The following is a 10961-nucleotide window of genomic DNA, read 5'->3' as shown; positions in this document are numbered from 1 at the left end:
CCCTTCCCTCGACCTCGATTTCGAGAAGGCCGGCGCCGACGCGGTCGACCGCCTCGTGGCGCGCGGCCACCGCCGCATCGCCGCCGTCCGCCCGTCGCTCGACCTTAATTTCGGCTATCTGTTTTTGGTCGGCTATCGCAAGGCCTTGCGGCGGCACGGCATCGAGGTAGACCCCGAGCTGATCGCGTCCGGCTTCATCAACGAGGCCGGCGGCTACGGGGTGACGCCGCAGGTGATGCGCTCCAAGGCTCCGCCGACCGCCATCATCTTCAACAATGACGCGATGGCGCTGGGCGGCTGCAAGGCGCTGGCAGAGATGGGTATCAGGCCGGGTCACGACATGGCAGTGACCGTCATCGTCGACACGCCGCTCTGCCGCTATTTCTCGCCAGCCCTGACCGCCTTCCGCCCGGCGCTGGAGCCGATGGGACAACGGCTCGCGGAAATGCTGCTGGCGTCGCTTCCCGCCTTCGCCGGCCCGGAGGGTCCGCGGATCATCCGCGAGGTCTGGCCGCTGGAACTGGTCGCGCGCGACAGCGATTAATCGCAGCAGCAGGACCTGGCGAATTTGTCAAACGCTGAGCCAGGGTGTGTTGAGATTCAGGTCAGGCCGAGCCGAAAATGATGGCTTTTGAGAACCGGAGCGGAGCGGACATTCGGGTCCGTGAGCACCGGAAGCGCAGAAAGCCGTCGTTTGCAGGCCGGCCTCACCTGAATATCGACATACCCTAGTCCACCTTCTTCTCGCCCCGCTCCCCGGCCTTGACGATGTCGCCCGTGGTGAACAGGATTTCCTTCAGTTCCGCGCGCCAGTCCTTCTTCTGGCGCAGCAGGAATTCGAGATCCATGCCGAAATGCTTGAACTCCTCGCCCTGCGCGTTCTTCATGATGGCGCGCGCCTGCGGGTCCTTCTCCACCGACATGCGCTGTTCGTACCAGCTGATCGCTTCCGCCTCCTCGATCAGCGAGGTGATCATGCGGGCAAAGGTCCGCACCTCCTGCGACAGTTCTTCAGGCGGTTCGTGATACTGGTCGAAACCCATGTCGTCCTCCCCTCAAACAGCACACCGGTGCGCAGTGCACCGGCCGCAGCCTTGAATGCGCGGGAGGCGCTATAGGTTCCGGATCACGCCACAACCAGGGCGATCAGCGGGAGCCAGCCTCAAGACACCGGCGCTGCTCCGCCCTCTGCCGTGCGCCGCGCGATGAACTCGTCCAGCACGCCTGATGTGGCGACGGCCGAGGTCGGCGGCGCGAAATCGGCAAGCACCCGCCTCCAGACGCCGGTGGCGCGCTCGCTCGCCGTCTTCGAGCCGCTTTGCGTCCAGTTGCCGAAATTCGACCAGTCGGCCACCAGCGGTTCATAGAAGGCGGTGCGATAGCGCGCCATGGTGTGGCCGGCCGAGAAGAAATGCCCGCCCGGCTGCACCTCGGCGATAGCTTCGAAACCAATCGTGTCGGTGTCGCCGGGCGTCGCAGCACAAAGTTCAGCCACCGTCTGCAGCGCCTCGATGTCGGTGATCAGTTTCTCGAAGGAGACACTGAGGCCGCCCTCCAGCCAGCCGGCAGCATGGATGCACATCGTCGCCCCGGCCAGCACCGAGCCCCACAGCGCGAACTGCGTCTCGTGCGCGGCCTGTGCGTCGGAGATGTTGGCCGCACTGCCGCCGCCGGACCGCCAAGGCAGCCCGGTGAAGCGCGCCAGTTGGCCGGCGCCCAGCGTCGCCTTGACGTGCTCGGGCGTGCCGAAGGCGGGCGCGCCGGATTTCATGTCGACATTGGAGGAGAACGAGCCGTAGACGACCGGCGCACCCGGCCTCACGATCTGCGCCAGCGTCAGCCCGGCCAGCGCTTCGGCATGCTGCAGCGTCAGCGCGCCGGCGACCGTTATCGGCGCCATGGCGCCCGCCAGGCAGAACGGCGTGATGACGGAGACCTGCCCCGCGCGAGCGAAATCGATGATGCCTTGCGCCATCGGAATGTCGAGCTGACGCGGCGAGTTGGTGTTGATGACGGTGTAGCAATGCGCGCTTGCCAGAAACTCCTCTTCCGACAAGCCGCGCGCCAGCCGCAGCATCTCGAACCCGTCCTCGACTTGCGGCGTTCCGCGCGCGAAGACGAACGGGAGCTTGTCCGACAGCGTCAACTGCGCGCGGTTGACGGCATAGTGCCGAAAGCGGTTGTCGACATCCTGCGGTTCGATGCAGGGCCCCAGCATATGCAGCACATCGAAATGCTGCACCAGCCGCATCAGATCCTCGAAATCCGCCAGTGTTCCCGGCCGCCGGCCGCGCTCGAGATCGGTGACGTTCGGCGCCCCGCACCCGGCCAGGAAGGTCATCGAGCCGAGCTCCAGCGTCAGATCGCGGGCGCGCGAACCGGCGTAAGCGTGGATCGACTTCGGCGCCGAGGCGAGTGCCGCCGTCACCATGTCACGGCCGATGCGCACCATGTCGGTGTCTGGATCGACCAGGGCGCCGGCATTGGCAAAATGCTCACGCGCTTGCGGCAGCAGCACCTTGATGCCGAGCTCTTCCAGCACCCGCAGCGCCGTGTCGTGGATCGAAGCCGCCTGGTCGTCCGAAAAGATCGGCTGCGGCAGGAACGGGTTCTTCAGCGAATGGTAATTGGGACGGCGGCTGCTTTCGCTACCGGCCTCGCCCGTGCGTCCACGCCGGCGCTCGCGCCTGCCGTCCCGTGCCGCGTCATCGACCATCGGAAATCCTCCTCATTGCCGCATTGCCTTGCCCAGGGGATCGTAGGGCGAGGCCGCGACGACACGCGCCGGCCGTTCCTCACCCACGACATGCACGGAGAGCGCGGTGCCCTCGCCCGCGAAATCGCGGTCGACCAGAGCCAGCGCCAGGCTCTTGCCGACCGTATAGCCATAGCCGCCCGAGGTGACGAAGCCGACGCGTCGGCCCTGATGCCAGACAGGCTCAAAACCGCTGGCATCGGCGTCGAGCGCATCGATTTCCAGCGTCACCAGGCATTGGCCGCTGCCGGCCTCCCGCTGTTTCAACGCTGCTTCGCGGCCGATGAAGTCGCTCTTGCCGAAAGCGATGAAGCGGTCGAGACCGGTCTGGCCCGGCGTATAGCCTTGCGTGAATTCACGCGACCAGATGCCAAAGCTCTTCTCCAGCCGCAGCGCATTGAGCGCATAGTAGCCGATTTCAGCAAGGCCCAGATCCTCGCCCGCAGCCAGCAGCGTGTCGCGCAACGTGGCGTGCATGGTCACGGGGCAACTGATTTCGAAGCCGAGTTCGCCCGCGATCGACAGCCGCGCCACACGTGCCTGCACCATACCGATGTCGAATGCGCCACAGGCCATGAACGGCAATGCTGCGCCGGAAACATCCTGATGCGTCGTGCGCTCCAGAATCTCCCGCGCATTCGGCCCCGTGAGCAGGAAGCCGCTCATCGTGTCGGAGAGGTCGGCGATGGTGACGCCCTCCGCCGCATGGCTCTCGAACCAGCGCATATGGAATTCCCGGAGATAGTAGGAGCCCATCAGCCAATAAGAGCCGCCGCCCCAGTTGAAGACGGTGAGGTCGCCCTTCAGCCGTCCGTCATGGCCGAGCATCGGCGCCAGGCCGGCCCGCCCCGCCTTCGGCAATCGGCAGGCGAGCAGCCGGTCGAGCCACGCCTCCGCACCCAGCCCCGACACCGCATAGCGCGCATAGGCCGAGATATCGACGAGGCCGGCGGCGCGCCGCACCTGCAGCGCCTCCTCGCCGACGATGTCGAAGGCGTTGGAGCGCCGCAGCGTCGTGCTCTCGGCAAATCCCATCGGCGCGAAATAGGCCGGGATTTCCAGCCCCCAGGAAGCCGTCCATTCGCATCCCGCCGCGCTCATGCCGTCATAGGCGCCGGGGCGTTTCAGCGGCCGGCCGGCGGGCAGCCGTTCATTGGGAAAGGTCATGACGAACCGGCGCGAATAGAACTGGCGCGTCGTCTGCCTGAGATATTCGCGGTTGGCGGCGAAGGCACCGTAGCGAGCGATATCCATGCCGAAGATGTCGGCCTGCGGTTCGCCGAAAATCATCCATTCGGCCAGCGACTTGCCGACGCCGCCGCCCTGGCTGAAACCGGCCATGACGCCGCAGGCGACCCAGTAGTTCTTCAGGCCGCGCACCGGCCCGACAATCGGATTGCCGTCCGGCGTGAAGGTGAAGGCGCCGTTGACCCATTTGCGGATACCGGCCGTCGCCAGGCAAGGGAAGCGCTCATGCGCCTTGGCGAGTTCCGGGCTGATGCGGTCGATGTCTTCCGGGATCAGCTCTATGCCGTAATCCCACGGCGCTCCGTCCATGTTCCAGTGCTTTGGGTTCTGCTCATAGACGCCAAGCAGCACACCCTTGCGCTCCTGCCGCAGGTATGAAAAGCCGTCGAGATCGACGGCGATGCCGATTTCCCTGTCAAGTGCTGCGATCTCCGGAATGTCATCGGTGATGAAATAGTGGTGCTCCATCGGCGTCACCGGCAGGTCGACGCCGGCCATGCGGCCGAGCTGCTTCGCCCACAGCCCGCCGGCATTGACGACATGCTCGGCGATGATGGTGCCCTGCTCGGTGATGACGTCCCAGCGCCCGTCGGCACGTGCTTTCAGCTCGACGACCCGGTTGCGCAAGATGATGTCGGCGCCGCGCTTCTTCGCAGCACCCGCATAGGCATGCGTGGTACCGTACGGGTCGAGATGGCCTTCGTTGGAATCATGCAGGCCGCCAAGAACACCGTTGACGTCGACGATCGGGCAGATCGCCTTGATCTCGTCGGGCGTGACCAGGCGCGCGGTCTCGATGCCGACCGACTGGAACACGGCCCAGGCTGATTTCAGCCACTCCCAGCGCGCGGGATCGCTGGCGATGTTGACGCCGCCCGTCATGTGCAGGCCGATATCCCAGCCGGATTCGGCCTCGATCTCCCGGTAGAGATTGATGGTGTAGTCCTGCAGCGCCGCCACGTTGGGATCGGCGTTGAGCGCATGGAAGCCTGCCGCCGCGTGCCAGGTCGAACCGGCCGTCAGTTCTGCGCGCTCGATCAGCGCCACATCGCTCCAGCCGAACCGCGTCAGGTGATAGAGCACCGAGGCTCCGACCACGCCACCTCCGATGACGACTGCGCGGTAGTGCGACTTCAAGGCTTCCCCTCCACGGTTGGTCCGAAGACTGGAGTATATATCCACTGGACATAAGTGTCCAGTGCCGGCGCGCGCGCATCGTTTTTCGTCGACCGCCGGCATGCACTGCGCGCTGTCACGCAAGCATCATGTTCGCGCCGTAGACCGCGTTTCGGGGAGGCTTGCGCAACATCATCGATGTCGTACCTCTTTCAGTTTTTCGTCCCCCGGCCGCTCCGGCACATCCGTCACAAAGAGGATTATCCATGAAGCACCTGTATCGACCCGCGTCGCTTGGCGTCGCGCTGGCCTTGTTCACCGCCTTGGCGCCGGCGCTCGCCGACAGCACCGCGACCGTCGGCGGCCTCGTCAACAAGGGGCTGGTCGGCGTCGGCCGCATCCCGGCCGCTCAGCGCGACAAGTTCGGCGAGACCTTCGGCTCGGGTTCCGGCATGGCGATCGACGCATCAGGCTGGACGCATGACACCGCCGGCTACAGGGGTTCGCTCTGGCTGTTGCCGGACCGTGGCTACAATGTCGTCGGCACCACCAACTACCGGCCGCGCCTCAACACGATCGCCATCGAATTTGCTCCGGTCGCACCGGGCGCGGCACCTGCTGCCGGCCAGGAGCAGACGGGCGTCAAGGCAACGCTCGCCGACACCATGCTTCTCACCGACGACAAGGGGGCTGATGCCACAGGCCTCGACCCACTCAACGGCGTGCGCGCGGCAAGCGGCGACATGCCGATCCTGCCGCAAGCCGACAATGGCAAGCTGGCGCTCGACAACGAGGCGATCGTGCGGCTGCCCGATGGTTCGATGTTCATCTCCGACGAATACGGCCCGAACATCTATCGGTTTTCCGCCGACGGGCATCTGCTGTCGGCAACCCAGCCACCGGCCGCCTTCGTGCCGATGCGCCACGGCACGCCGAACTTCGCCTCGGACAATCCGGGACCCGGTGCCGCCGAGCCCGATCCGAAGGACCCCGAGACCGGCCGCCAGAACAACCAGGGCCTGGAGGGAATGGCGATGACGCCGGACGGCAAGTTCCTGATCGCGGTGCTGCAATCGGCGCCCCGGCAGGATGGCGGCGATTCGCCCGCGACGCGCCAGAACACGCGTGCGCTGGTCTATGACGCGTCCGACCTCGCCCACCTCAAACTGGCGCATGAGTATGTCGTGCCGTTGCCGGTGTTCAAGGATGCCAAGGGCAAGACCAAGATCGCCGCGCAGAGCGAGATCGTGGCGCTCTCCGACAAGACCTTCCTGATGCTGGCGCGCGACAGCGGCAACGGCCAGGGGCTGAAGGGCGACACCTCGCTGGTGCGCCAGATCTTCGTCGTCGACGTCTCGGCCGCGACCGACATCGCCGGCGGCGCCTTCGATGCCGCCGACAAGCCGCTGGCGCCCAAGGGCGTGCTCGACCCGTCGGTGATGCCGGCCAAGCTGACGCCGTTCATCGACATCAACGACAAGGGCGAACTCGGCCGCTTCGGCCTGCACAATGGCGCGCCGAACGACAAGAACAACCTGTCGGAGAAGTGGGAGGCGATGTCGGTGGTCAGCGTTCTCGATCCGAAGCTGCCCGACGACTACTTCCTGTTCGTCGCCAACGACAACGACTTCCTCGCCCAGGACGGTTTTCAGGTCGGCGCACCCTACAAGGCGGAAGACGGCGCCGATGTCGACACCATGTTCCTGGTCTATCAGGTCACGCTGCCGGGTCTCGCCGGGAAGTAACGGCCACTGCACGGGCGGGCGCGCTTGGCGCGTCCGCTGGGCTCGCGGCAGGCATGAACGGGGCAGCGGCCTTTCAGCCGCGCGTTCGCAAGGGTGCATCTCGGTCCCGCCTGCGATATCATCGTGGACTGGATCCAAATCACCATCCGCCGAGTTGCCCGCCATGGACGAAAAAATGCCCGCGCGCCGGCGCACCGGCGACCTGACCAGCGGCCCGATCCCGCGCACGCTTCTGCTGTTCGCCCTGCCGGTGCTCGGCTCCAACGTGCTGCAGTCGCTCAACGGCTCGATCAACGCCGTCTGGGTCGGCCGTTTTCTCGGCGAATCGGCGCTGACCGCCACCTCTAATGCCAACCTCGTCCTGTTCCTGATCCTCGGCACTGTGTTCGGCATCGGCATGGCGGCCACCATCCTGGTGGCCCAGTCGGTCGGTGCCCGCGACCTGCCCGAGGCGCGCCGCATTGTCGGCACCAGCGCGACGTTCTTCTTCCTCGTCTCGGTTGTCTTCGCGGTCTGCGGCTGGATCTGGGTTGACGCCATTCTCAACACGCTCGGCACACCGGCCGACGCCTTGCCGCTGGCGCGCTCCTATCTGCGCATCATCTTCGTCGCCGTGCCGATGATGAACCTTCTGTCCTTCGTCATGACCGTGCTGCGCGGTGCCGGCGATTCACGCACCCCCTTCTTCTTCATGGCGCTGGCCGTCGTCCTCGACATCGTGCTCAACCCATTGCTCATCGCCGGCATCGGACCGTTTCCCGAACTCGGCATCGCGGGCTCCGCCACGTCCACGCTGATCGGCCAGACGGTTAGCGTGATCGCCATCCTGATCGTGCTCTATGTGCGCAAGCATCCGCTGCGGCTGGCCGGCGCCAACCTCGCTCTGCTGCGGCCCGATCCCACCTTGCTGCGCATCGTCGTCTTCAAGGGCGTGCCGATGGGCCTGCAGATGATCGTCATTTCGGCGGCGGCACTGACGGTGATGGGCATCGTCAATTCCTACGGCTCACAGGTCGCCGCCGCCTACGGCATCGCCGCCCAGCTGTGGACCTACATCCAGATGCCGGCGCTCGCCATCGGCGCCGCGGTGTCCTCGATGGCGGCACAGAATGTCGGCGCCGGGCGCTGGGACCGGATCGGCCGCATCGCCGCCTCAGGCGTCGGCTTCAACCTCGTCCTGACCGGCGCACTGGTTGCCGTGCTGTCGGTTTTCGACCGTTCGGTGCTGAGCCTGTTCCTGAGCCGCGACAGCGCGGCGATCGACATCGCCGTCCACATCAACAATGTCGCCTCGTGGTCGTTCATCCTGTTCGGCATAACCATCGTGCTGTTTGCCACCGTACGAGCCACGGGTGCCGTGATGCCGCCGCTGATCATCCTGGTCATTTCGGTGCTGGTCGTGCGCACCGGCTTTGCCTATTTCATGCGTGGCGTGATCGGCGAGGAAGCGTTGTGGTGGAGCTTCCCGGCGGGTTCGATCAGCTCGCTTGTACTGGCGGCGGCCTACTATCGTTTCGGCCGCTGGCGCACCACGCACATGATCGAGGACAGGCCGGCCGCCGGCGAGCCGCCGGACACCGGTCTTGGCGTGCCGCGCGGACGCGCGCATCTTTCGCCTGAAACACCGAACGGCTGAAGCCAACCCGGTTCCGCTGGACCGCTCCAGGCCCTCAACGCCGTTGTTGTTTCAGCCCAAAAGCCAGCGCCACCAACGCAAACACCACGATCATGCCGGCGAACGCCAGGCTGGCAGCGACGGGACTGGCATAGGTCGAAACGATGCCGATGCCGATGACGGGCAAGGCGTTGCCGACAAAGCAGCAGATGAAGAAGCTGGACACCACTTCGGCGCGACGATCCTTGGGCGCGATCTCGTTCACCACTTGCAGGCCGCCACGGTAACCAAGCGCCGCCGCAACGCCGCAACAGGCCGTCGCAGCAACCATCAGTGCCATCGAGGCCAATATCTGCGCCGCCACCACCAACAAGACGCTTGGGATCATCAATGCCAGCGCAGCCAGCATCGCCTTATTGCTCTTCATGTGCATCAGAACGACAATGCTGATCGCGGTGACGATCGCCAGCTCGAAGAACAGCGCGCCGGCGACGGCATGGTTGGTCTCATGCAGCTGCTGCGCCAGGATGCTCGGCGCCAACGCGGCGTAGAACCCGACCAGCGCCATCGCGCCGAAGCCGGTCACCGCCGGCGCGACGAAGCGCGCACGGATTTCCTCCGGGACGGAAAGTCGCGGCCGCCAGGAGATCCCCCCGAGGCCGCCCGGCTTCGACACCGTTTCGCGAGTGCGCCAGACCAGGATCGTCACCACCACAAGTGCTGCCAGATAGACGATGAAGATCAGCCGCAACGGCCATGGCTCGTATTCAGCCAGAAATCCCGAAATCAGTGCGCCGAGGCCGAGGCCGAGGAAATTGGTGCTGGTGGCAATCACACTGGCGCGCGACTTGTCCGCGCCGGGAAGAAGCTCGGCAATCCACGCGGTTCCGGTCCCCGCGCCGACGCCGATGCCAAGCCCGCTCAGGATGCGGGCGACGTCGAGCGAGACGACGTTTACGGCAAACAGGAAGACAAGCGCACTGACGATGGCGACGAGCATGGCCGCCAGGCTCGCGGGCCGGCGTCCGACAATATCGGAGACGCTGCCCAACATCAGAAGTGCCGCCAGATTGCCGACGACATACACGGCGTAGATCAGCGTCAGGGTGATTTGTGAAAAGCCGAATTGCTGCTTGTAGACGATGTAGAGCGGCGTCAGCACCGTGCTGCCGGCAAACAGCACCGCAATCATCGCGGCGACGGTGGGGATTGCGAGAGCATCGCCACCTGCCCCTTCGTGCGTATGCGCAAAATCGCGAATGGCCATGGCCAACCTCGTCACCAATTTCGGGGATCGAGGATCTAACGCGGTTTCATCCACGACGTTCCAACCGACAGGCAGGCTCCTGACAGCACGGTGGACATTGCTTGAGCGGGATGTCCGCCGGCTGAACAGGCTCGGATCGGGGCCAGCGGCTCCGATCCGTCATCTATCGTTCAACCGGTCGGCGTTACCTGCAAGCAAAGCCGGGCGCGATCTTGCACTTGCCGGGACGCGGCCTGTGCGGCGGCCGATGGTGCGGAGGACGGTGCGGCTTGTGCCAGTGTGGCGGCCGATGCGGCGGACGCACGATGATGATTGGCGGGCGAACGATCTGGGAGCGTTCAAGATAACCGGCGCTGGCCCAGCCGCTCACGCCGCCGCCATGGATTCTACACCAGCCCGGCTGGCAGCCGGTGACATTGACCCTGAAGCCGGCGGGCAGCGTTCCCACTTTGGCGTATCCCGCTCCCGGCCCGCTGCGGACGTTGAGGTTGGTCGAGGTGTGAGCGCTGTAGGCGAAGGCCGCGGCGGACGTCCCGAACACCGCGGCCAGGATGGTCGCGGCCACAAGCAGAAAACGAAATCTCATCAGTCCCCTCCATTCGAATCCCGGCCGTTCATCTGCTTCGGCCAAGACTGCCCTGCAAGAGGAGCGGCCAAGCCAAGAAAAGTCAACAGGTGGGCGGCCGTAACCGTCCTGGCCAGCGGGACTGATGCCGGATTTTCCTTGGACATGGTTGAGGAATTTCGCGGTTGCCATTTATTGGCTCCTCAACATCCGCTAGCGTTACTCTCTTTCGACAATTCATCGCGGGCAAAGGTGGGATCCATGGGCAAAGGCAGGGTCGAGGCATTCACCGATGGCGTCGTGGCTATCATCATCACCATCATGGTGCTTGAGTTGAAAGTGCCGCATGGCGAGGATTTCTCCGCCTTGGTGCCGTTGTGGCCGATCTTCTTCTGCTACGTGCTGTCCTTCATCAATGTCGGCATCTACTGGAACAATCTGCACAACATGTTCCACACCGTTCAGCGGGTCGACGGGCGCGTGCTGTGGGCGAACCTCAATCTGCTGTTCTGGCTGTCGCTGATGCCGGTGACCACAGCCTTCATGGGCGAGAACCACTTTGCGCCGGTGCCGGTAGCAGTCTATGGCACCGACCTCGCGCTATGCGCCATCGCCTACACCATACTCGCCGCCGCGCTGCATCGCCTGCA

At 65.1% G+C, this 10961-nt stretch carries 9 protein-coding genes; 4 read left to right on the top strand and 5 right to left on the bottom strand.

Annotated elements, in window-relative coordinates:
* Positions 1 to 544 (top strand): substrate-binding domain-containing protein (locus EN884_RS11330; protein WP_164894977.1); only part of this gene is annotated, 544 nt, incomplete at its 5' end.
* A 184-nt stretch (positions 545 to 728) separates the two neighbouring features.
* On the opposite strand, the gene EN884_RS11325 is transcribed toward EN884_RS11330, so the two are convergent.
* The 3 genes from EN884_RS11325 to EN884_RS11315 form a co-directional block, all read right to left on the bottom strand.
* Positions 729 to 1043: a hypothetical protein gene (locus tag EN884_RS11325; RefSeq protein WP_013530988.1), complete on the bottom strand. Its 315-nt coding sequence runs from the start codon at positions 1041 to 1043 to the stop codon at positions 729 to 731.
* Positions 1044 to 1162: 119 nt separating this feature from the next.
* The gene (locus EN884_RS11320; RefSeq protein WP_063168293.1) at positions 1163 to 2716 is read right to left on the bottom strand and encodes a trimethylamine methyltransferase family protein; all 1554 of its coding nucleotides are present in this window, start codon (positions 2714 to 2716) and stop codon (positions 1163 to 1165) included.
* A gap of 12 nt (positions 2717 to 2728) precedes the next feature.
* Entirely contained in the window at positions 2729 to 5140 is a 2412-nt protein-coding gene (locus tag EN884_RS11315) for an FAD-dependent oxidoreductase (RefSeq protein WP_063168294.1), read from the bottom strand.
* Positions 5141 to 5385: 245 nt separating this feature from the next.
* On the opposite strand from EN884_RS11315, the gene EN884_RS11310 reads away from it, so the two are divergent.
* Positions 5386 to 6864 (top strand): esterase-like activity of phytase family protein, encoded by a 1479-nt coding sequence (locus EN884_RS11310; protein WP_063168295.1) that lies wholly within the window; start codon positions 5386 to 5388, stop codon positions 6862 to 6864.
* A 175-nt stretch (positions 6865 to 7039) separates the two neighbouring features.
* A complete protein-coding gene (locus EN884_RS11305) occupies positions 7040 to 8500 on the top strand; it encodes an MATE family efflux transporter (protein WP_244506837.1) in 1461 nt (486 codons plus the stop codon).
* A 34-nt stretch (positions 8501 to 8534) separates the two neighbouring features.
* Here the strand turns inward: EN884_RS11305 and EN884_RS11300 are convergent, their stop codons facing one another.
* Both EN884_RS11300 and EN884_RS11295 read right to left on the bottom strand, forming a co-directional pair.
* Complete coding sequence (locus tag EN884_RS11300) at positions 8535 to 9746, bottom strand: MFS transporter (RefSeq protein ID WP_063168297.1); 1212 nt, start codon at positions 9744 to 9746, stop codon at positions 8535 to 8537.
* Positions 9747 to 9930: 184 nt separating this feature from the next.
* Entirely contained in the window at positions 9931 to 10332 is a 402-nt protein-coding gene (locus EN884_RS11295; protein ID WP_063168298.1) for an SH3 domain-containing protein, read from the bottom strand.
* Between the two features lie 240 nt (positions 10333 to 10572).
* On the opposite strand from EN884_RS11295, the gene EN884_RS11290 reads away from it, so the two are divergent.
* On the top strand, positions 10573 to 10961 hold a 389-nt coding region (locus tag EN884_RS11290; protein WP_128360559.1), incomplete at its 3' end, for a TMEM175 family protein.

The sequence above is a fragment of the Mesorhizobium sp. M7A.F.Ca.AU.001.01.1.1 genome, assembly GCF_004022735.1.
GTDB classification, from domain to species: Bacteria; Pseudomonadota; Alphaproteobacteria; order Rhizobiales; family Rhizobiaceae; genus Mesorhizobium; species Mesorhizobium ciceri.
Note: the sequence above shows the minus strand (reverse complement) of the source record. Positions and strands in the feature narration are given on the sequence as shown.

Bases quoted from the DNA above. Each gene is read 5' to 3' on its own strand.
- EN884_RS11325 (WP_013530988.1), bottom strand. From the start codon at position 1,043: ATGGGTTTCGACCAGTATCACGAACCGCCTGAAGAACTGTCGCAGGAG.
- EN884_RS11320 (WP_063168293.1), bottom strand. From the start codon at position 2,716: ATGGTCGATGACGCGGCACGGGACGGCAGGCGCGAGCGCCGGCGTGGA.
- EN884_RS11310 (WP_063168295.1), top strand. From the start codon at position 5,386: ATGAAGCACCTGTATCGACCCGCGTCGCTTGGCGTCGCGCTGGCCTTG.
- EN884_RS11305 (WP_244506837.1), top strand. From the start codon at position 7,040: ATGCCCGCGCGCCGGCGCACCGGCGACCTGACCAGCGGCCCGATCCCG.
- EN884_RS11300 (WP_063168297.1), bottom strand. From the start codon at position 9,746: ATGGCCATTCGCGATTTTGCGCATACGCACGAAGGGGCAGGTGGCGAT.
- EN884_RS11295 (WP_063168298.1), bottom strand. From the start codon at position 10,332: ATGAGATTTCGTTTTCTGCTTGTGGCCGCGACCATCCTGGCCGCGGTG.